The 20,332-nt window shown below is 65.2% G+C and carries 17 protein-coding genes, 1 pseudogene and 1 riboswitch; of the genes and pseudogenes, 9 read left to right on the forward strand and 9 right to left on the reverse strand.

All coding sequences use genetic code 11. The annotated features are described in order from the left end of the window. Positions 1-44 precede the first annotated feature (44 nt). From ACZ46S_RS13130 to ACZ46S_RS13140, 3 genes are read left to right on the forward strand one after another with little or no spacing between them, the layout of a single operon-like run. On the forward strand, positions 45-1,040 hold the full coding sequence (locus ACZ46S_RS13130) for an ABC transporter substrate-binding protein (RefSeq protein ID WP_295740043.1): 996 nt from the start codon (positions 45-47) through the stop codon (positions 1,038-1,040). Next, on the forward strand, positions 1,040-2,056 hold the full coding sequence (locus ACZ46S_RS13135; RefSeq protein WP_464062072.1) for an ABC transporter permease: 1,017 nt from the start codon (positions 1,040-1,042) through the stop codon (positions 2,054-2,056). The genes ACZ46S_RS13130 and ACZ46S_RS13135 overlap by 1 nt, the downstream gene beginning before the upstream one ends. Then, positions 2,053-2,943 (forward strand): ABC transporter ATP-binding protein, encoded by an 891-nt coding sequence (locus ACZ46S_RS13140; RefSeq protein WP_295740049.1) that lies wholly within the window; start codon positions 2,053-2,055, stop codon positions 2,941-2,943. Before ACZ46S_RS13135 ends, ACZ46S_RS13140 begins: the two co-directional genes overlap by 4 nt. A 30-nt stretch (positions 2,944-2,973) precedes the next feature. Here ACZ46S_RS13140 and atzF read toward each other — a convergent pair whose 3' ends face one another. The 4 genes and pseudogenes from atzF to ACZ46S_RS13160 all read right to left on the reverse strand — a co-directional run bounded on the left by atzF (position 2,974) and on the right by ACZ46S_RS13160 (position 9,627). After that, complete coding sequence (gene atzF, locus ACZ46S_RS13145; RefSeq protein ID WP_464062073.1) at positions 2,974-4,752, reverse strand: allophanate hydrolase; 1,779 nt, start codon at positions 4,750-4,752, stop codon at positions 2,974-2,976. 2 nt (positions 4,753-4,754) lie between these two features. Then, positions 4,755-8,230: pseudogene (locus tag ACZ46S_RS13150) on the reverse strand (5-oxoprolinase/urea amidolyase family protein). 3 nt (positions 8,231-8,233) lie between these two features. Further along, positions 8,234-8,848 (reverse strand): urea amidolyase associated protein UAAP2, encoded by a 615-nt coding sequence (locus ACZ46S_RS13155; protein WP_295740058.1) that lies wholly within the window; start codon positions 8,846-8,848, stop codon positions 8,234-8,236. After that, entirely contained in the window at positions 8,845-9,627 is a 783-nt protein-coding gene (locus ACZ46S_RS13160; protein WP_464062074.1) for an urea amidolyase associated protein UAAP1, read from the reverse strand. Before ACZ46S_RS13160 ends, ACZ46S_RS13155 begins: the two co-directional genes overlap by 4 nt. Before the next feature lie 116 nt (positions 9,628-9,743). Next, positions 9,744-9,853: riboswitch (guanidine-I (ykkC/yxkD leader) on the reverse strand. 179 nt (positions 9,854-10,032) lie between these two features. Between ACZ46S_RS13160 and ACZ46S_RS13165 the strand changes: the two genes are divergently transcribed. After that, complete coding sequence (locus ACZ46S_RS13165; RefSeq protein WP_295740064.1) at positions 10,033-10,656, forward strand: FMN-binding negative transcriptional regulator; 624 nt, start codon at positions 10,033-10,035, stop codon at positions 10,654-10,656. A gap of 15 nt (positions 10,657-10,671) precedes the next feature. On the opposite strand, the gene kdgD is transcribed toward ACZ46S_RS13165, so the two are convergent. From kdgD to ACZ46S_RS13190, 5 genes are all read right to left on the reverse strand, one after another. After that, positions 10,672-11,583, reverse strand: a complete 912-nt coding sequence (gene kdgD, locus ACZ46S_RS13170; RefSeq protein ID WP_464062075.1) for a 5-dehydro-4-deoxyglucarate dehydratase — start codon at positions 11,581-11,583, stop codon at positions 10,672-10,674. Between the two features lie 66 nt (positions 11,584-11,649). Further along, positions 11,650-12,378 carry a FadR/GntR family transcriptional regulator gene (locus tag ACZ46S_RS13175; RefSeq protein ID WP_464062076.1) on the reverse strand — a complete coding sequence of 243 codons (729 nt, stop codon included), beginning with the start codon at positions 12,376-12,378 and terminating at the stop codon, positions 11,650-11,652. Between the two features lie 118 nt (positions 12,379-12,496). After that, on the reverse strand, positions 12,497-13,399 hold the full coding sequence (locus ACZ46S_RS13180; protein WP_464062077.1) for a PfkB family carbohydrate kinase: 903 nt from the start codon (positions 13,397-13,399) through the stop codon (positions 12,497-12,499). Further along, positions 13,396-14,358, reverse strand: a complete 963-nt coding sequence (locus ACZ46S_RS13185; protein ID WP_464062078.1) for an alcohol dehydrogenase catalytic domain-containing protein — start codon at positions 14,356-14,358, stop codon at positions 13,396-13,398. Before ACZ46S_RS13185 ends, ACZ46S_RS13180 begins: the two co-directional genes overlap by 4 nt. After that, a complete protein-coding gene (locus ACZ46S_RS13190) occupies positions 14,355-15,227 on the reverse strand; it encodes an aldolase (protein WP_464062079.1) in 873 nt (290 codons plus the stop codon). The genes ACZ46S_RS13185 and ACZ46S_RS13190 overlap by 4 nt, the downstream gene beginning before the upstream one ends. 167 nt (positions 15,228-15,394) lie before the next feature. Between ACZ46S_RS13190 and ACZ46S_RS13195 the strand changes: the two genes are divergently transcribed. Genes ACZ46S_RS13195 through ACZ46S_RS13215 form a run of 5 tightly spaced genes read left to right on the forward strand, consistent with a single transcriptional unit; the run spans position 15,395 to position 20,177 of the window. Then, on the forward strand, positions 15,395-16,693 hold the full coding sequence (locus ACZ46S_RS13195; protein ID WP_464062080.1) for an ABC transporter substrate-binding protein: 1,299 nt from the start codon (positions 15,395-15,397) through the stop codon (positions 16,691-16,693). Next, entirely contained in the window at positions 16,694-17,431 is a 738-nt protein-coding gene (locus tag ACZ46S_RS13200; protein ID WP_464062081.1) for an SDR family NAD(P)-dependent oxidoreductase, read from the forward strand. Positions 17,432-17,434: 3 nt separating this feature from the next. Next, the gene (locus tag ACZ46S_RS13205) at positions 17,435-18,310 is read left to right on the forward strand and encodes a carbohydrate ABC transporter permease (RefSeq protein ID WP_464062082.1); all 876 of its coding nucleotides are present in this window, start codon (positions 17,435-17,437) and stop codon (positions 18,308-18,310) included. Positions 18,311-18,317: 7 nt separating this feature from the next. After that, on the forward strand, positions 18,318-19,130 hold the full coding sequence (locus ACZ46S_RS13210; protein WP_295740091.1) for a carbohydrate ABC transporter permease: 813 nt from the start codon (positions 18,318-18,320) through the stop codon (positions 19,128-19,130). A gap of 3 nt (positions 19,131-19,133) precedes the next feature. Beyond that, on the forward strand, positions 19,134-20,177 hold the full coding sequence (locus tag ACZ46S_RS13215; protein WP_464062083.1) for an ABC transporter ATP-binding protein: 1,044 nt from the start codon (positions 19,134-19,136) through the stop codon (positions 20,175-20,177). Positions 20,178-20,332 lie beyond the last annotated feature (155 nt).

Below are 20,332 nucleotides of genomic sequence, written 5' to 3' on the forward strand. Positions count from 1 at the left end.
TGCGATGTCTTTTGCAGAGTCTGATCTCCATCTGAGGGGTATCCATGAAACGGGCGACCAAATTTGCATCCTTTCTCTCCGCCGCGGCGCTCTCGCTGTTGGCCAGCCTGCCGGCAAAGGCCGAAACGCCGCTGCGCATCGGCTTCAGCGACTGGCCGGGCTTCACCGGCTGGCAGATCGCCGTCGATAAAGGCTGGTTCAAGCAAGCCGGCGTTGATGTGCAGATGCAATGGTTTGATTATTCCGCGTCACTGGATGCCTTTTCCGCAGGCAAGTTGGATGGCGATTTCCTCGCGACCGGCGATGCGCTGGCACTCGGCGCCAACGGCACCAAAAATCAACTCATCATGCTGACCGATTATTCCAGCGGCAATGACCAGATTCTGGCAAAGCCCGGCATCACCAGCGTCAAGCAGTTGCAGGGGCAGAAGGTGGGTGTCGAGGTCGGGCTGCTGGAGCAGATGCTGCTGGAGCACGCCTTGCAGGCCAATGGCATGTCCCTGGATTCGGTGCAGCTGGTGAATACCGTGACCAATAGCACGCCTCAGGTTCTGGCCTCCGGCGCGGTGGCGGCGATCGGCTTGTGGCAGCCCATCGCGGATCAGGCGCGCCTGGCCGTGCCGGGGTCGAGGGCGATCTATACCTCCGCGCAGGCGCCTGGGCTGATCTATGACGGGCTGGCGGTGTCGCCGCAAAGCCTGGCGGCGCGGCCGCAGGATTGGGCGAAGGTGATCAAGGTCTGGTACCGCATTCTGGCCTACATCAACGATCCGAAGACGCATGCCGATGCGCTCAAGATCATGGCCGCGCGCGATGGCGTGTCGCCGCAGATCTATCAGCGCTATGTCAAGGGCACGCATCTGCTCAGCCTGGCCGAGGCGAAGGCGGCCTTCGTGCCTGGTCCCGGCCTGAATTCCGTTTACGGCTCCGATGAAAATTCCAATGCCTTCAATGTGCGCAATAAGGTTTACAAAACCCCGCAGGATGTGAAGCTGTACATCAATGGTTCGTTGATCGACGCCTACAAGGAGGGGAATTGATGCTGGATCGCTCGGAGATCGAGGCCGTGAAACCGGCCGCCTCCGAGACGGGTGATGTGGTGCGCGGGCAATGGTTTCGCGTTCGCGCACCATTGACGCGGCGCTTGCGTATTTTGCTGGCAATTGCATCTTTTCTGTTGCCGCTCGCGGTCTGGTCGGCGGTCAGCTACGTGCCGTTCATCTGGCATCCGGACGTGTTGATTTCGGATCCTGGCGATGTCGATTACTACATGCCGGGCATGCGGGTGACCAAGGCCGATTATGCCGGGCAACTCGCGGCGGCGAAGACCAACCATACCGCGCCACCGGTAGGCACGCCATGCAACCCGGTCTATCTGCCTGCCCCCGGTGACGTTGCGGCGGCGTTCTACACCTCCTTCACCACGCCGCCGGCGGATCAGAACGGGCTCTGGTTGCATCAAAGCCTTTGGCAAAGTATCCAGACCATTTTCTGGGGGTTTGTGATTTCCTCCATCATCGGTGTGCCGCTGGGCATTCTGTGCGGGGCGCATAGCGGGTTGGCGCGGCTGGTTGAGCCATTTGTCGAATTTTTCCGCTACCTCCCGGCGCCCGCCTTCGGCACTTTGGCGGTTGCGGTACTGGGCATCTATGCCGGGCCGAAAATCGCGATCATCGTCATCGGCACATTATTTCAGCAGATTTTGATCATCGCCAACACGACGCGCAAGGCCGATTTCGCCTTGGTGGAAGCCGCATTGACGCTGGGGACACGGAATTTGCGGCTGCTGACCAGCGTGATCATCCCCAGCGTGCTGCCGGATCTTTATCGCGACCAGCGCATTCTTCTCGGCTGGGCCTGGACCTACCTGATCGTCGCGGAGCTGATCGGCGCCACGTCCGGGATTTCCCTCTTCATCACCCAGCAATCGCGCTACCAGCATTACGCCAATGTTTATGCGGCGATTGCGATGATCGGCATTCTTGGGCTGGGCGGCGATCTGTTGCTGGCAGCACTCGGCCGGAAACTCTTTCCTTGGGACAAGTCAGCCGCATGAGCGTTTCCTATCTCGATCAACCGCCGGAGGTGCAGGCGCGGCTCGCGCGGTTGAAGGCCCGCGACGTGATTTTAAGCGTCGATGGCATGAGCAAGCGCTTCAACAGCGGGAAAAACAACGTCACCGCCATCGAGGATTTGTCGTTCCAGACGCACCGGCGGGAATTCCTCTGCGTTATCGGCCCGTCCGGCTGCGGTAAATCGACACTGGCGCGGATTTTGGCGGGGCTGGATACGGCAAGTGAAGGCTGGGTCTCGCTTGATGGCAAGCCGGTGCAGGGGCCGGGCCGCGAGCGTGGCATGGTATTCCAAGGCTATACCTTGTTTCCCTGGCTCAGCGTGCGCCGGAATGTGATGTTCGGGTTGCGCATGGCTGGCGTCAGCAAGGTCGAGGCGCAACGCCAGGCCGATGAATGGCTGGCGCTCGTCGGGCTGGAAAAATTCGCCGATGCCTACCCGCATCAACTCTCCGGCGGCATGAAACAGCGCGTGGCGATCATCCGCGCCTTGGTCAATCGCCCGCGTGTGCTGTTGATGGATGAGCCCTTCTCGGCGCTCGACGCACAGACCCGCCAGCGCATGCAGGCCTACCTGCTGGAGATCTGGAAAAAAGTCGATATCACCATCATCTTCATCACGCACGACCTGGATGAGGCGGTGTTTCTGGCGGACCGCATTCTCGTTCTCGACGCGCATCCGGGGCGCTTGCGGGAAATGATCGAGGTGCCGCTGCCACGCCCCCGCGATGCCACGCAGATCGCGAGCCCGGCTTTCGCCGCCACCAAGGCGCGGCTGGAAGCGTTGATCCATGGCAAGGAGGCGGCGGATGAGGATGAACCCTACCCGGCCGTACCGCTGCTGACGGATGTCAGCGACGAGGTGGAATGAAAAAGGCCGGTGCGAACCGGCCTTTTTCGTTCAGGATAAGGAAGCGCGGTAGGCGCGCCAGCCGCCATGGGCGGTAATATCCACAGCCCCCTCCAACGCGTAGGCTTCACAAAGAAAGCCAGGATGTGTCGAGCCATCTTCCAAGGTGACGCGCCCGATCCCCATGGGGGCGGGGAGGGCGGCAAGGAATGCACCCAGCGCGTGCGCGCTCATTCCCCAAAGTTCGACGGCGAGTCCTGGCCCCGCAAAGCCGGGGCTATGCGCCAGCCCGGGTTTCGGCGGCGTGGTGGCGAGGGCGAATAATTTATAGTCAGGCGCGGTCCGGGCTTGGCGGATCAATTGCGCACCGAGCTGGGTCAATTCATGATTCAACACCATGCCCGAGAGATGCGCGCCGGCGACGACCAGCGTGACCTCATCCGTCATTGCCTCGTAGGCACCGGAGGGCTGGGCCCTGCTCAGCCCGGACCCTGCCCCCAGCGCTTTATGGAGTTTGTCCGCGTAGGCGCAGAGACAGGCTTCCGAGAAGGCCGGGCCGATCAGCGTCACGCCGAACGGCATGCCGTTTGCGGTGAAGCCAGCGGGCAGCGCAATTGCGGCTAGGTCCAGAAGGTTTACGAAATTCGTGTAAAGGCCAAGGGTTGAATTATGCTTGACCGGTTCGGCCAGCATCGCCTCGACGGTAAAGCAGGTCGGCGCGGTTGGCAGCAGCAAGGCATCGCATTTTGCCAGCTCGGCATTTGTCAGGTGCCGCAGGGCCTGGACCTTGTAGATATCGTCGAAGGCATCGGCGGCGGAAAATTTCATCCCACCTTCGACGATGCCGCGCACGACAGGATGCATCTCCGCCGCATGGTCGTGCATGAAATCCCGCATGGCGGCGGTCCGCTCGGCCACGAAGGCGCCGTCATAGAGCAAGGCGGCGATCGTCCGGAATGGCGCGTAATCGATTTCGGTCAGCTCCCAGCCGAGTGCTTCAGCTTGCGCCAAAGCGGCGTCGTAGAGCGAGGCGGCCGCCTCATCCCCGGCAAAATCCCTGTCCTTGGCGGCAAGCACGCCAAGGCGTGGGCGCTGTGGCAAGGCGTGGGATGCGGGCGGGCGGGAATAGGCGTCCTGCGCGTCATAACCCTGCGCGGCTTCGAGAACGGCCATGGCATCCGCTGATGAATTTGCAAAAACCGAGATGCAGTCAAGGCTTTTACATGCCGGTACCATGCCGGTCGCGGAGAGGCGGCCGATTGTCGGCTTCAGCCCGATCAGATTATTGAACGCGGCGGGTACCCGGCCGGACCCCGCCGTATCCGTGCCGAGCGAAAACGCCGCCAATCCCGCGCCGACCGCCACCGCCGAGCCTGAGGAGGAGCCGCCGGAAATGTAGGCCGCGTTGAACACCGAGCGCGGCGCGCCATAGGGCGAGCGGCTGCCGTTCAGGCCGGTTGCGAATTGATCGAGATTGGTTTTGCCGAGCAGAATTGCGCCGGCGGCGCGCAGGCGCGCGATGGTGACGGCATCCTGCGCTGGCATGTAGGCGAAGGCCGGGCAGCCGGCGGTGGTGGGGATGCCCATGACGTCGATATTGTCTTTGGCAACGAAGGGTATGCCGTAAAGCGCTTTCCCCTCTGGCCCGGCGGCCTCCAATGCGCTGGCCTGCGCCAGCAGCTCCTGCTCCGGTACCAGGCTGATGAACACCGCCTTGTCCGGGTAGGCGGCGATGCGCGCCAGCAAGGCTTTCACCAGCATGGTCGGGGTCAAAGCCCAGGTTGCGTAGGCGCTTTGCAGCGCTGCAAATTCGAGCAGCTCAGGGATCATCGTCAGGACTCCGTGGTGATGACGCCGAGCCGTTGCCCGGCGCGAACAATTTGGCCTGGCCGTGCGGTCAGGCTGGTCAGGCGGCCGGTGGTGCTGGCTTCAACCCGCACTTCCATTTTCATGGATTCCAGGATCATCACAACATCCCCGCGCTTTACCTGCGCCCCTGGTTCGGCCAGGATTTTCCAGATGCTGCCTGGAACCGGCGCGGCGATGGCGCGCCCGCCCGGCGGCAAGGCAATCTCCTCCGCCGCTGCTTGCGTGTCCGGCTCCTCAAACGAGTTCAGCCCTTTCGCGGCCCAATCCTCGCGTTCCGCCGCAAAGGCGCGGCGTTGGCGTGCCTGAAACGCGTCGATGCTCTGCGCATTCTGCGCGCAGAATTCCCGGTAGGCGCGCAGCGAAAACGTGCTTTCCTCGATCTGCAACGGATATTTGCCTTGCGGGAAGGCAGCGCGGGCTTCGTTCAGCTCATCTTCTGAGACTTCCCGGAAGCGGATGCGGTCGAAATGGCGTAACAGCCAGGGCTTGCCGTCTTCGAAGGGGGGCGGCTGGCGATGCGTATTCCACACCTGGATGGTGCGGCCGAAAAGCTGGTAGCCGCCGGGCCCCTCCATGCCATAGATGCACATATAGGCACCGCCGATGCCGACGGCGTTTTGCGGCGTCCAGGGGCGCGCGGGGTTATATTTGGTGGTGACCAGGCGATGCCGGGGATCATAGGGTGTCGCCACCGGCGCGCCGAGATAGACATCGCCAAGCCCCAGTACGATGTAGGAGGCATCGAAAATGATCCGCTTTACTGCCTCGATATCCTCAAGCCCGTTGATGCGGCGGATGAATTCGATATTGTCCGGGCACCAGGGCGCGTTCGGGCGTGTAGTCTCCTGATATTTGCGCATGGCCAGCTGCACCTGGCTGTCATTCCAGGAAAGCGGCAGGCAGAGCGTGCGGGTTTTCATCTCCATCGTTTCAGGATCGGGCAGCTGCGGCAGAATATCCCGCACCGCCGCCATGATTTTTGCCGTATTGGTCTGCTCCGAATCGAAATGGATCTGCAGGGAGCGGATCCCCGGTGTCAGATCGATCACCCCCTTCAGCGCACTGGCCGCAAGCGCGTCGCGCAGGGCCTGGGCGCGCAGGCGCAGCTCGAAATCCAGCTTCATCTCGCCGAATTCGATCAGCACATCCTCATCGCCGGCGCGCCGGATGACGACATCCTGGCTGGCGCTGATCACCGCGGGGGCGGCGTCCACGCGGGCGAAGCGAACCTTGTCGCCGGGCTTGAGCTGGCCGAGCTTCCAGAGATCCGCTTTCGTCACCACCGCCGGGCAGACGAAGCCGCCCAGCGAAGGCCCGTCCGGCCCCAGCAAAATCGGCATGTCGCCGGTGAAGTCGATCGCCCCGACCGCGTAGGCATTGTCGTGAATATTCGAGGGGTGCAGCCCGGCTTCGCCGCCATCGCGCCGCGCCCAGGCGGGTTTGGGGCCGATCAGCCGAACCCCGGTGCGCGCGGAATTATGGTGCACCTCGTAGGTGGCGCGGAACAGGGTGGCGATGTCCTCCTCGGTGAAAAAATCCGGCGCCGCGTGGGGGCCGTAGCGTACCGACAAGGTCCAGCTGTGCGCCAATCTTGCCGGCGCGGGGGGCGGTTCGGGTGGTGCCGGCAAAGGCGGAGGGAAATGTAGGTTGTCGCCGGCGCGCAAGGCGGCGCCGGTGGTGCCGCCAAAGCCGCCCAGCGTGAAGGTAGCGGTGCTGCCGAGATAGGCGGGCGCCTTGAAGCCGCCGGACACCGCCAGGTAGGTGCGCTGGCCGGGACCGTCGATCATCCCCAGCTCCAGCACTTGCCCGGCCCGCACCTCCACGGCGCAATGGTAGGCTACCGGCTGCTCGTCCAGCAATGCGGGCATGTTGGCGCCGGAGAGCGCGATCCGTGTTGGCGCGAGAAAGCGTAGGCTCGGCCCGGTATGTGTGAGTTCGAGCGTGGCGGCGTCAAACGCATTGCCGAGCAGCGCGTTGGCGTGGGCATGGTGCAGATCATCCATCGGCCCGCTCGGCGGCACGCCCACCTCCCAATAACCCAGCCGTCCCGGCAGGCTTTGCAGGCTCGATTGCGCGCCGGGGTCCAGCACCTCCACGGCCAGCGGGGTGAAGGTGAAATCCGCCAGGCTGCGCGTTGTCATCTCGCCGGCCGCGAAGGCGGGCAAAGCGAGAATGGCCTTGAGATAATCGAGGTTGGTTTCAACGCCGAAAATGGCGCTGCGGCGCAGCCCGGCTTGCAGCTTGGCAAGCGCCTCGGCGCGGGTGGCGCCGGTGGCGATGAATTTCGCCAGCATCGGGTCGTAGAAGGCGGAGATTTCCGTGCCGGTTTCCACCCAGCTTTCCACGCGCAGCCCGGGCGGCGGCGTGAAGGCGCTCAATTGGCCGCTGGAGGGGGCGAACTGGTTGCCGGGCGCTTCCGCGTATAAGCGCACTTCGATGGCGGCACCTTGCGGTTTCAGATCGGACGGGGCCGGCAGCACGAACGTCCCCGCCGCCTGTTCGATCATCCAGCGGACGAGGTCGATTCCATAAATTTCCTCGGTCACGCAATGCTCGACCTGCAGGCGGGTATTCACCTCAAGGAAATAGAATGCCCGCGCGTCGGCGTCATAGACGAATTCGACCGTCCCCGCCGATTCATATTGCACGGAGGCGGCCAGCGCGACGGCGCAAGCCTGCATGGCCTCCCGGATCGCCTCGGGCAGGTTGGGGCGGGGGTTTCCTCGACCACTTTCTGGTTGCGCCGCTGCAAGGAGCAGTCGCGCGTGCCCAGCGCCACCACGCTGCCTTTGCCGTCGCCGAAAATCTGCACTTCCACATGCCGGGCGCGGGCCACGTATTTTTCCAGGAACAAGGCGGCATTGCCGAAATTATTGGCGGCGAGCCGGGCGATGCTGTCATAGCTGGCCGCCAGCGCCGCCGCGTCATCGCACAGCACCATGCCGATGCCACCTCCGCCGGCGCTGCTTTTCAGCATCACCGGGTAGGTGATGCGCGCGGCTTCGGCCAGGGCCTCCTCGCGGCTGGCCAGCACGCCGGTGCCGGGCAGCATCGGCACGCCGGCCGCCTTGGCCAGAGCGCGGGCGGTGTGCTTCAGCCCGAAATCGCGCAGATGCGCGGGGCGCGGGCCGATGAAGCGAATCCCCGCCGCCTCCAGCCGCTCCGCGAATTCAACCCGTTCGGAGAGGAAGCCATAGCCGGGATGCACGGCCTGGGCGCCGCTGCGCCGGCAGGCCGCGATGATCGCGTCGATATCGAGATAGCTCTGCGCCGCCGGGGCGGGGCCGATATGCACGGCCTCGTCCGCCGCGCGCACCGGCGGGGCAAATTGGTCCGCATCCGAATAGACGGCGACACTGGCGATGCCCATCTGCTTCAGCGTGCGACAAACCCGGCCCAGAATTTCGCCGCGATTGGCGATGAGGATTTTGCTGAACATCGTTCAGGCGCTGATCAAAATCTGGATCGGCGTCGGGGTGAAGCCGTTGCAGGGATTATTCACCTGCGGGCAGTTGGAGATCACCACCAGCACATCCATTTCCGCGATGAATTCGACATAGCCGCCAGGCTCGGAAACGCCGTCATCCACGGTCAGCTCGCCATTCGGGCGGATCGGCACATTCATGAAGAAATTCACGTTGGAGACCAGGTCGCGCTTATCCATGCCGTATTTGGCCAGCTCGGTGAGGAAATTCTCGCGGCATGAATGCATGAAGCGGGTTTCATAGCCGAAGCGCACGATATTGCTTTCGCAGGAGCAGGCGCCCGCACAGCTATCGTGAAAGCCGCAGCTATCGGCGGTGAGTTTCACCATCGGCCTGCCTTCGTTGGAGCGCAGCACGGCGCCCGTGGTCAGGTCGTAGCGCCCGCCTTGCAGGGCGAGGGCGGCCAGCGTGTCCTGCGCCGAATAGCGCTCGCTCGTGTCCTGCGCATTGTAGAACAACGCATCGACCGCCTGCTGGCTTTCCAGATCGACGATGCGCATGGTCTGGCCTTGTTTCAGCACCACCGAATAAGGGGCGCGGGCGGGCACGAAATGGTCAGAGATCAGGGTCATTGCGCGAAATACCGATCATTATTGGCAAAACCGCGGGCGGCTTCGGCGGTGAAATGGCGGCAGAGATCGTCCGGGCCGGGAGGGGCAGCGCGCCAGGCGGTGTAGGCGAGCGGGCCGGTGGCCTGCTGCACCGGGCTGAGCGCATGCGGGGTGTTGGAGAGCACGAGCAGCAGATCCATCTCCGCGCGCAGCTCCAGCATGGCGCCGGCGGGCGGATTGCCGCGCCAGCGCATCACGCCCTGCGCATCCACCCCGACCGGCGAGAACAGCGACAGCGCCGGGGCGACATCCCGGCGCGACAGCCCGAATTTGGCGGCGCCGCAACGCAGATTATCCCGCCCATTGCGCCCTTGCGTCTGTGCCGGGCCGTTGGGGCCGATGATGCTGTCATGCCCCGCGCCGCTATCGGCGGTGATGGCGGCGAGCACGCGCCCCATATCCGAGAACAGCACCCGGCCGGTGGTCAGGTTGGTGGTCCATTGCAGCTTGGTGGTGTCGCCGGCGTTGAAGCGCTCGGAGCGATCGGCTTCGTTCCACATGAACAAAGCCGCGCCGGGCGTGCCGTCGATGTTGGTCAGGCGCAGCGCCGCCCCCCGGCGCAGCCGCAATGCAGCGTACCAGCCGGGCGGGATCACATCCTGCGCGATCACCGCCTCTGGCGGGATCTCCGGGAAGCTGGCGTCTGTTTGCGGGGCGGCGGCGCGGGCGCGGGCGGCGGCCTGCAGGGCTTCGTAGCGGGCGCGGTAATCGGCCGGGCTGAGCTTGTCGAGGTCAAGCATCGGCGCGGCATCCGGTCAGGAACAGGGTCGTCATATGAACTCCCATCGTTGAACAGTCACGTCTCAGCGATGCGAGGGATACGTGGAGAGCCGACGCGTATCCCCACGCATCCATGCTCTCCCGGGCTTTTGTCCCGCCGTGCATCATGCGGATGTCTCCCGCATGACCGCCGCTCTCGGACCAGCGCCGGGCATTTGCCCGGCCGGAACCCTAGCGGCCTACAAAGAAGGTAAAGCAAAAATTATGCCGAAATCAAGCCGGCGCGGCATCAGCGCCGGTTTTGGCAGGGCGGCGCGGTGCCGGGCAGGGCGGGGCGCATTTCTGGGCACCCTGCCGCAAATGCCGCCATTTCACCGCCTGGCATTTTACGGCATGATCGCCTCCCATCGAGGAGCCGCCTTGCCATGTATGTGCCGCCCGCCTTTCGCGAAACCGAGCTTGCCGCCCTGCACGAGACCATGCGCGCCGCGCGCGTGGCGAATCTGGTGACAATGACGCCGGACGGGCTGTTCGCCACCCCCTTGCCGCTGCTGCTGGCGGCGGAGGAAGGCGACCACGGCACGCTCTATGGCCATGTGGCGCGGGCCAACCCGCAATGGCAGCTGCCGGTCAGCGGCGAGGCGCTGGCCATCTTCATGGGGCCGGAGGCCTATATCTCGCCCTCCTGGTATCCCTCCAAGCAGGAGCATCACAAGGTGGTGCCGACCTGGAATTATATCACGGTACAGGCGCACGGGCCGGTGGAATTCTTCGACGACCCGCAACGCCTGCTGGATGTCGTCACCCGGCTGACCACCCGGCATGAGCAGGCGCGCGCGCAGCCCTGGGCGGTGAGCGACGCGCCGGAGGCGTTTATCCGCGCCCAGCTCAAAGGGATCGTCGGGCTGCGGCTGCCGATCACCAGGCTGACCGGCAAGCGCAAGATGAGCCAGAACCGCAGCGCGGCCGACCGCAACGGGGTGGCGGCGGCGCTGCGCGAGAGCCCGGATGCGGCCGACCGCGCGGCGGCGCCCTGCATCCCGACATGAAGGGCGCCGTGCGGCTCAGCCCCGCCGGCGGTGCGGGGCGATCAGCGCGTCCAGCATCGCCTCTTCCTCGGCGGTGAGGTCGCAAAGCGGGCTGCGCACCTTGCCGGCGGCAAAGCCCTGCAGCCGCACCCCGGCCTTGATGGCGGAGACGGCATAGCCCTTCTGCCGGTCGCGGATGGCCATGAAGGGATAGAAGAACTCCAGCAGGATCGTCTCGCACAGGGCGCGTTCGCCCTGGCGCAACGCCTTATAGAATTTCATCGCCAGCTCGGGGACGAAATTGAACACCGCCGAGGAATAGGTGGTGAAGCCCGCCCCCAGATAGGCTTCCGCGAATAATTCCGCCGTCGGCATGCCGCCGAGATAGGTCAGCCGGTCCCCCAGCTTCGCCGTCACCTGACGCACCAGCCCGATATCGCCGGTGCCGTCCTTGAACCCGACCAGGTTGGGGCAGGCCTCGCAGAGCCGCGCCAGCGTATCCGGCCGCAGCACCGCATTGTCGCGGTTATAGACCATGACGCCAATGCCGACGGACTGGCAGACCCGGCGCACATGTTCGTAAAGCCCGGCTTGGGGCGCATCGATCAGGTAATGCGGCAGCAGCAGGATGCCATCCGCCCCGGCCTTTTCGGCGCTACGGGCGATTTCGATGGCGATCTCGGTGCCGTAGCCGCAGCCGGAGACGATGGCGGTCTGCCCGGCGGCTTCCTTGGCGGCGGCGACGATGGCGGGGATTTCCGCTGGCGCCAGCGAGAAGAATTCCCCGGTGCCGCCGGCGGCGAAGAGCACCGGCGCGTCATAGCCGGCGAGCCATTCGATATGGGATTGATAGCTGTCCGGCAGGAAGGCGCCCTGCGCGTCGAAATGCGTGACCGGAAAGGAGAGCAGGCCGGAACCCAGCCTGGTTTTGATGTCTTGCGGCTCCATGGACGACCTTGTGATGTGAGACGGCCAATCCATAGCTTAGTCATCATACAAATGTAAATAGTGATATTATAACATGCCTTGCAGCGCTGCCTTGTAGCGCTGCTGGCTGCCGCGCAGATGCGCGCGCATGGCGGCGCGGGCGGCATCCTCATCGCCCAGGGAAATCGCCTCGACGATCTTGCCATGCTCGGCATGTATCTGCGCGGCGGTCAGGGTGGCGGCATCCGGCTGGGTTTTGTCCAAGGCGCGGCGCGGGATCATCGCCTCGCCAATCAGGCCCAGAAATTCCACGAAGCGGTGATTATTGGTGGCCTGGGCGATGGCCAGATGCAGTTCGAAATCAGCACCCGCCGTCGCCGCCCCGGCGGCGGCCAGGCTGGCGATGCGCGCATGCGCGGCGAGGATCAGCTCCTCCTGCTGCGGGGCGCGGCGCAGCGCGGCCAGGCCGGCGGCCTCGATCTCCACCGCGCTGCGCAGTTCCAGCATCGCGATGACCGAGGAGAGCCGTTCGAAATCAACCTCCTGAAAGCCATGCGCTGGCCGGGCGGGCGGGGGGAGAACAAACACGCCGGCGCCCTGGCGGGCTTCCACCAGCCCATCCGTGCGCAAGGCCGCCAATGCCTCGCGGATCACCGTGCGGCTGACCCCATGGGTGCTGACCAGCTGGCTTTCGGTGGGCAGCTTGTCGCCCGGGGCGAAGCCGCCTTGCTGGATGGCGGCGCGCAATTTGGCGGCGATCTGCACAACGAGCGTTTCCCCGTTGCGGCGTTCGGGCGGGTTGGGGCGCGGGCTCATCTGGTCGACCTTGGGCTTCTCTCATGCGCGGATGGGCGGCGCCCATCCGGGGATGATCGCATGTCCGTCGCCCGGGCTCAAGCGGGAGGGGCCTGGGTTGTGCTATGAAAGCCCAAAATTAATCATATGAATTTGGCGCGCTGCCCGACCAGCCGGCGGCGCGCATGGCCTCCACCGCCTCGCGCGCCGGCATGCCGCGCCAGCCGCCGCCATTGCGGGCCTTCAGCGCCGCGGCGGCGGTGGCAAAGCGCGCGGCGGCGAGTACCGGCTCCCCCTCGGCCAGCGCCAGCGCCAGGGCGCCGTGAAACACATCGCCGCAGCCGGTGGTGTCGCGGGCCTCGATCTGCGGGGCGGGGATGTGATGCAGCGCGCCGTCAATGCGCCAGAAACTGCCTGCGGCCCCGCATGTCACCGCCACGGCGCGCGCCCGCGGGGCGTGAATGGCGGCGAGCGCCCGGCGCGGGTCTGCCTCGCCGGTGCAGGCGCGCAGGCCAGGGCTGGAGAAGACCGGATAATCCGCCAGCGCCGCCAGGGCGCGCAGCGCCTCCGGTTCGCCGCCCTCCGCATCCAGCACGCTGGGCATTGTCGCGGCCTTGAGCAGGGCGGTGGAGAGTTCCGGAAACCGATGATCGACCAGCAGCGCGTCGGCCTGTGGCAGGCGGGACGGGATTTGAGGGGCGATGGTGCCGCGATCCACGATCAGGCAGCGCGCCCCGTCCGGGGCGACCAGCGCGCAGGCATTCGGGGTACGCCCGCCCGCGACCAGCTGCAACGCCTCCAGCCCCACACCAAGCTGGCGCATCTCGGCCCGCAGCCAGTCCCCGGCCGCATCCTCCCCCACCGCGCCGAGATATAGGCCCTGCCCGCCCAGCCGCGCCACCGCCACGGCGGCGGTGCCGGCGATGCCGCCGCCGCTCTCGCGGTAGGAGCTGGCGGTGTATTTCGCCTCGCCCTGGGGGAGGGTATCGAGCGCGTAGATCCGGTCCAGCACCACGATCCCGGCGCAGAGAACCCGTTTCAAGCGGGGCACATCAGCGGCTTCAGTCTTTCGCCGCGCGCGAAGGCGGCGAACAGAGCTTCCAGCCCGGCGAGGTCGGCTTTGTCATCCACCAGTTTTTCGAAGGTTGCGCGGTGGGCGCGCAGCAGCTCGATATTCGCCTGGTACTCGCCCAACGGGAAATAGAAAGAGCGGATCAGGAAGAAATCCTTGCGGCGCAACGCCTTGGTTTCGGTGATCTGCCATTGGTCGCTCTCGCCCAGCTGCACGGCGGCGCCCATCGGCGCCACCGCGGCCAGGGCCAGAGCCCGTCCGGCATCCTTGCCGCTGGCCTCGATCACCAGCGGGAAGGCGCGCGCGGCGGCGTCCTCGGCGGAGAGCAGCTCCACCCCCAGGCTGGCGGCAAAGGAGGCGCGTGCCGGGTTGGGCTCGCACACCGCGAGGGCCCCCCAGCCCAGCGCCTGCAGCACCATCAGCGAGCCCAGCCCGATCGGCCCGGCGCCGACCACCAAAGCCGCCCCTGGTTCCACCAGCTTGGATGCCAGCCTGATGCCATGCGCGGTGGTGCCGATGGCATCCAGCAGCAGCGGCGCCAGATGGTCCGGAATATCGTCCGGCACCGGCAGCAGGCATTGCCGTGGCACGGCGAGGGCTTGCGCATAGCCGCCAGGGCGCTGCCAGCCGAGCAGCTCCGCCCGCGGGCAGAGATTGGTGCGCCCGGCCGCGCATTGCGCGCATTGTCCGCAGAAAGTGGGGATATAGACCAGCACGCGCTGCCCATGCGCGGGCGTGCCGGGCGCGCGCACCCGCCCGAAAATCTCGTGCCCCGGCGTCACCGGCCAGCCCTGGCGCAGCGGCCGGAAATCGCTGCCGCACAGCGCGCAGGCGGCGACATCCACAATCACCTCATCCAGCCCGGCCACCGGCTCGGTGGCATCCTCGATGGCAATCCGCCCCTCGCCCAGAAACCGCGCTGCCTTCATGCGGAAACCTTGTCGAGCACGTTGCACAGCGTCTCCAGCCTGGGCACCGCATCCTCGCGCAAGGCGCGGCGCAGATCCGGCTTGCCGATGGTCCCGGACCAGATGCCGCGCCCGGCGAGAAAGCCTGATGCACCTTCCCGGCAGGCCCATTCCACGGCGCGGGGGAAATCATCCTGCTTGACGCCGGAGGAGAGCACCACCCAATCGCCATTCACATGCCGGGAGAGGGCGGCGCAGCCTTGCCGCACCTGCGCTTCCGGCCCGGCGCCGTAATAGGGGATTTCGCATTTATACAGATCCTGCCCGCGATCTCCCAGCTCCTTCGCGGCGGCGATGATCGCCGCTTCGCGGTCCCAGCCGGAACCATCGCGCGGGGCGCGGGCCACCGGCTCCACCACGCTGGCCAGCCCCGCCTGGCGGCAGATGGCGACAAATTCCTCCACCATGGCGATGCGCGGTTCCGCGGCCTCGCCCGGCCGCCACAGCACCAGCAGCTTCAGCGCCACCGCGCCCTGCGCCTTCACCTTCGCCGGCACCACCTCATGGTCGATCTCCACCCGCGCCACCAGTTCCTCCGCACTGGGGATCAGTACATCGGCGGCGGCGATCAGCGCGCAGGACGGGTCGACCACCCCTGCATCCAGCGCCTGCTGCCAGGCCAGCTCCCGGTCGATTAGCACCGCCGAGGCATAAGGGGTGAGCGCTTCGATCACCTCCAGCTTGAAGCGGGTGAGATCCGCGTCTGTCACCGGACGATCCTGATGCGGTGCCATCATCGCCCGCAGCCCTTCGCGCTGATCGATCGCCAGCATCGCATAGGTGCCGGAGGGGCGCGCCATGCGCGTCAGGGCGGGGGGGCTGCCGGACATTCGGATCTGCTCCTTTGAGGCGTTTGCTTGGGGTTTCCGTTTTATCGCGCCTGCTGACCAATGCCGGTTTGACAAGCAGGGGCGAAGGCGTTAGCTCTATGTCATACTAAAAGCCATACGACAGGTCAATAGACTGAACGTTTGCACTCTGTTGGGAGAAACAGACCATGGTTGCTCGGCTCGTGAAGCGGGTTTCAGCGGCGGCGCTCGCCTTGTCCTTGCCCCTCGGCGCCCATGCCGCCGGGTTCGACTGGCAGAAATATAAAGGCCAGACGCTGGATGTGCTGGTCGATAATAACCCGATCGGCCAGGTCATCGCCAATAATGTCGCGGCGTTTGAGAAGCTGACAGGGATCAACGTCAAGGTCGACATCTTCACCGAGCAGCAGATGCGCCAGCGCCTGGTGACGGTGCTGGATTCCAACAGCTCCCAGGTGGATGTGTTCATGACCCTGCCCTCGCGCGAGGGCCAGCAATTCTCCGGCGCCGGCTGGTACACGGATCTCGCGCCGATGACCAAGGATGCAAGCCCGGACTATGATTTTGCCGGCTTGAGCCCGGCGCTGCTGAAAGCCGCGACCTTCGACGGCAAGCTGACCAGCATCCCGATGAATATTGAAGGCCCGGTGCTGTATTACCGCACGGATATCTTCAAAAAATGCAATCTCACCGTGCCGACCAGCCTCTCCGGCATGCTGGACACCGCCAAGGCGCTGAAAAAATGCAACGCCGCCACCACGCCCTTCGTCTCGCGTGGCCTGCGCGATGCGCTGGCCTATACTTACAGCGTGTTCTTCCATAATATGGGCGGCCATTATATCGAAAACGGCAAATCCGGCCTGTGCAGCGCGGCGGGGCTTTCGGCGCTGTCGCTCTATGGCGATCTGCAGAAAAATTACGGCCCGCTCGGCGTGGTCAATTACAGCTTTTACCAGATCTCCTCGCTCTATCGCGATGGCCGCGCCGCGATGGCGTTTGAATCCTCCAACGAACTTTCGGATGTGATGCAGGGTGGCGCGCGGCTGAACGATACCGGCGTCGCCTTGCTGCCGCCGGGGCCGGGCGGCTCGCACCCCACCGCCATCGCCTGGGGTTTGGCGATCTCCCCCTACAGCACGCATAAAGGTGCGGCCTGGTATCTGATCCAATGGGCGACCAGCCCGGCGATTCAGGCCAAGGACGAGATCGCCGGCATCGCCGCGCCGCGCCCGGCCATCGCGCAGGACCCGCAGGTGAAAGCCTGGCTCGCCGCCGCGCCGGTGCGGCAGGTCTGGCAGAACGCGGTCAACCAGCTCGCCAATACCGGCACCTCGAATGTTGGCTACCCGATCACCGATAATCCGGAATCCCGGCAATATATCGGCGAGGCCGTGGATAAGGTGATTGTCGGCTCGGACCAGCCGGATGCCGCCTGCGCCCCGGCCGATCAATCGTTGAACGCGCTGATCGCGAAAGACAAGACATAAGTGGGCGCCTCCTCCTTTGCCCTGGGTGATGGGTTTCATGTCGCCGTCATTGGCGGGTGCGGCGACATTGGCGCGGCGATCTCGGCGCAGTTTCTGGCCCTCGGCGCGTTTGTCACCGCAACCGGGGTGAATGAGGCGGCGCTGAACGCGACCACGCTTCCCGCGCAGGAGCGTTTGCGCCTGGCGGTGCTGGACGTGACCGATGATGCGGCGGTGCAAGCCTTCGCCAAGGGCTTCACCCGCATCGACGCGGTGGTGAATTGCGCCGGAATTCTCAAGCGGGATCTGGAATTCGAGGTCGCGGTGTTCCAGCAGGTGCTGGATGTCAATCTCATCGGCAGCTTCCGTGTATGCAGCGCCTTTCGCGAAGGGCTGGCGAAACAGCGTGGCAGCATCGTCAACATCGCCTCGATGAACGCTTTTGCCGCGCTGCCGCGTCTGCCCGCCTATTGTGCCAGCAAAGGCGGGGTGGTGATGCTGACCAAGGCGCTGGCCTTGGCCTGGGCCGAGGAGGGGATCAGGGTGAATGCCGTCGCTCCCGGCTATATCGAAACCACGCTTAACGCCGAAGGCCGCAAGGATGCGGCGCATTATCAGCGGATCGCCGATCGCACCGCCTGCAAGCGCTGGGGCCAGCCGGAGGATGTGGCCGGCGTCGTGGCGTTTCTCTGCATGCCCGCTTCCGCCTACATCACCGGCACGGTGGTGAATGCGGATGGCGGCTTTCTGGCGGGGTGAGGCATGAGCTTTTCCGCCTCCTCGCGCCAGCGCGGCGCCATCGCTCTGCTCTCGCTGCCGGCGGTCTTCTTCACCGCCTTGATGGTGGTGTTTCCGGTCGGCTATACGATCTGGCTGAGCTTTCGCAGCGCGCCGCTGGGCCATGCCACGCAATTCGCCGGCCTCGCCAATTATGCGCGGCTTTTCCATTCGGGCAGTTTCTGGAACAGCATCGAAGTCAGCCTGGCGCTGTATCTTTTGTCACTGGCGCTGCAGCTCATCGCCGGCACCTATCTGGCGCTGCTGTTGTTTCACGCCAGGCGCATGCCCGCCATTCTGCGCTCGATCCTGATCTCGCCCTTCATGGTGCCGCCGGTCGTGGTCGGCATGATGTTCCTGGTCATTCTCGATCCGTCTCTGGGTGCCGCGAACTGGATCCTCGGCCTGTTCGGTCTGCCGCCCTCCGCCTGGCTCGCCTCGCCGCAATGGGTGATCCCGACCATCGCGCTGATCGATACCTGGCAATGGACGCCGTTCGTGGCGTTGATCGTGCTGGGTGGGCTGCAATCCCTTCCGCCCAGCGTCTATGAGGCGGCGAAGATCGACGGCGCGCCGGCGCATCTGGTATTCTGGCGCATCACCTTGCCGCTCTTGCTGCCGACGCTGATGACAGCAGCGATTTTGCGCAGCGTCGATCTCTTGCGCTTCTTCGACATCATCTATGTCACCACCCAGGGCGGCCCGCTGAATGCCTCGGACACGCTGAATGTGCTCGGCTTTCATATCGGCTTTGAATTGTTCCAGTTCGGCTATGCCAGCGCGCTGGCGGTGACGCTGACCGCGATGGTGTTCGGGGTGGTGCTGTCGCTCAACCGGCTGCGCAAGGAAGTCGCGTGGTGAGGCGGAAATGAACAAGCGCATTCTGCATATATTGGTGGTGGCGCAGCTCGTCGTGGTGGCGCTCGGCATCCTGTTTCCCATCGTCTGGATGGTGATGTCCTCGCTGAAATCCTCGGCCGATGTCACCGCCTATCCGCCGACCTTCCTGTTCAAGCCGACGCTGGAGAATTACACCCATCTGCTGGAGACCACGCCGTTCTTCGCCTATGCCCGCAATTCGCTGATCGAAAGCGGCGCCTCGACGATTCTGGGGCTGGCGCTGGGGATTCCGGCGGCCTACGCGGCCTCGGTCACGCGCTCCAGCTGGCCGGCCTTGGTGACGCTCTCCGCACGCATGGCGCCGGGCACCTTGTTCCTGGTGCCCTGGTATGTGGTGTTCCGCGAACTCGGCCTCGTCGGCACCTACGCGGCGCTGATTCTCACGCAAGCGGCGATCACCCTGCCGATCGTGATCTGGGTGCTGCTGCCCGCCTTCGATGCCATCCCGCGCAGCATTCTGGAGGCGGCGCTGGTGGATGGGTGCGGGGTGCTGCGCAGCCTCTGGCGGGTGGCGCTGCCTTTGGTCTCCTCCGGCCTGGTCATCGCCACCATTCTCGGCTTCGTGTTTTCCTGGAATTATTTTCTGTTCGCTTTGGTGCTCTCGGATGAAGGCACCAAGCCGCTGGTGGTGGCGGCGTTCAACTATATCGGCGAGGGCTCGACCGATTGGGGCGGGCTGATGGCGGCGGCGACATTGATCGCGCTGCCGCCTTTGGTGCTCGCCATCGCCGTGCAGCGCTGGCTGGTCGCGGGGCTCACTCTTGGCGCGGTGAAGGGGTAAGGCATGGCTTCGGTAAAAATGCAGGGTCTGCGCAAGCGATTCGGCACGCATGACGTGATCCCCGCGCTGGATCTTGAAATCAACGATCATGAATTCATGGTGTTTGTCGGCCCTTCGGGCTGCGGCAAATCCACGCTGCTGCGCATCATCGCCGGGCTGGAGCCGATCACCGAGGGCGATCTCTTCATCGGCGAGCGCCGGGTGAATGAGCTGACGCCGGCCCAGCGCGACATCGCCATGGTGTTTCAGGATTATGCGCTCTACCCGCATATGACGGTCTATCAGAACATGGCCTTCGGGCTGGAAATGCGCCACGCGGCGAAGGCCGATATCGAAACGCGGGTGCTGGCGGCGGCGCGCATGCTGGAGATCGAGCCGTTGCTCAAGCGCCGGCCGCGCGAGCTCTCCGGCGGGCAGCGCCAGCGCGTGGCGATGGGCCGTGCCGTGGTGCGCGACCCGCAAGTATTCCTGTTCGACGAGCCGCTCTCCAATCTCGACGCCCAGCTGCGTGGCCAGGTGCGCGGCGAGATCAAGGCGCTGTCGCAGCGTCTGCAAACCACCATGGTCTTCGTCACCCACGATCAGGTGGAGGCGATGACGATGGCGGACCGCATCGTGGTGCTGCGCGGCGGTGTGATCCAGCAGGTCGGCACGCCCGAGCAGATCTACAGCACCCCCGCCAACCGCTTCGTCGCCGGCTTCATCGGCTCACCTTCGATGAATTTCCTGCCGGTGACGCTGGAGGAGGGGGGCGCGCGGCTGGAGGATGGCACAGTCTTGCCGGTGCTCACCGCGCGGCGCGGCGCGGCGGTGCTGGGCATCCGCCCCGAGCATTTCGTGCCCGATGCCGGCGGGCTGACAGCTCATATCCTGCTGGTCGAGCCGCTGGGGGCGGATACGCTGGTGCATTTCAGCGTCGGGGCGGTGCGCTGCATCGCCCGGGTGGCGCCGGATACCCGGCCGCGCATGGGCGAGACGCTGCGCCTGGGCGTGGCCCCTGGCAAGGCCTTCCTGTTCGATCCCGAAAGCGGGATGCGGCTCAGCTGAACGGCCCGTTCACCCCGTCTTTCCCATAAAACGCAACGCCCTCCGCAACCGCCGCCAGCGCCCTGCGTATTGGCCGCACCCTGGCGCGCATCTTGATCTGACCGGCGGTTTCAAGCCCAATAGGCCCGAGACGGAAGGGCAGGTGACGGCGTGCG

Source organism: Acidocella aluminiidurans, from assembly GCF_055383125.1.

Bases quoted from the DNA above. Each gene is read 5' to 3' on its own strand.
- ACZ46S_RS13185 (WP_464062078.1), bottom strand. From the start codon at position 14,358: ATGAAGGCAGCGCGGTTTCTGGGCGAGGGGCGGATTGCCATCGAGGAT.
- ACZ46S_RS13130 (WP_295740043.1), top strand. From the start codon at position 45: ATGAAACGGGCGACCAAATTTGCATCCTTTCTCTCCGCCGCGGCGCTC.
- ACZ46S_RS13155 (WP_295740058.1), bottom strand. From the start codon at position 8,848: ATGACCCTGATCTCTGACCATTTCGTGCCCGCCCGCGCCCCTTATTCG.
- ACZ46S_RS13210 (WP_295740091.1), top strand. From the start codon at position 18,318: ATGAACAAGCGCATTCTGCATATATTGGTGGTGGCGCAGCTCGTCGTG.
- ACZ46S_RS13140 (WP_295740049.1), top strand. From the start codon at position 2,053: ATGAGCGTTTCCTATCTCGATCAACCGCCGGAGGTGCAGGCGCGGCTC.
- ACZ46S_RS13160 (WP_464062074.1), bottom strand. From the start codon at position 9,627: ATGCTTGACCTCGACAAGCTCAGCCCGGCCGATTACCGCGCCCGCTAC.
- ACZ46S_RS13195 (WP_464062080.1), top strand. From the start codon at position 15,395: ATGGTTGCTCGGCTCGTGAAGCGGGTTTCAGCGGCGGCGCTCGCCTTG.
- atzF (WP_464062073.1), bottom strand. From the start codon at position 4,752: ATGATCCCTGAGCTGCTCGAATTTGCAGCGCTGCAAAGCGCCTACGCA.
- kdgD (WP_464062075.1), bottom strand. From the start codon at position 11,583: ATGGAGCCGCAAGACATCAAAACCAGGCTGGGTTCCGGCCTGCTCTCC.
- ACZ46S_RS13135 (WP_464062072.1), top strand. From the start codon at position 1,040: ATGCTGGATCGCTCGGAGATCGAGGCCGTGAAACCGGCCGCCTCCGAG.
- ACZ46S_RS13205 (WP_464062082.1), top strand. From the start codon at position 17,435: ATGAGCTTTTCCGCCTCCTCGCGCCAGCGCGGCGCCATCGCTCTGCTC.
- ACZ46S_RS13165 (WP_295740064.1), top strand. From the start codon at position 10,033: ATGTATGTGCCGCCCGCCTTTCGCGAAACCGAGCTTGCCGCCCTGCAC.
- ACZ46S_RS13190 (WP_464062079.1), bottom strand. From the start codon at position 15,227: ATGTCCGGCAGCCCCCCCGCCCTGACGCGCATGGCGCGCCCCTCCGGC.
- ACZ46S_RS13175 (WP_464062076.1), bottom strand. From the start codon at position 12,378: ATGAGCCCGCGCCCCAACCCGCCCGAACGCCGCAACGGGGAAACGCTC.
- ACZ46S_RS13215 (WP_464062083.1), top strand. From the start codon at position 19,134: ATGGCTTCGGTAAAAATGCAGGGTCTGCGCAAGCGATTCGGCACGCAT.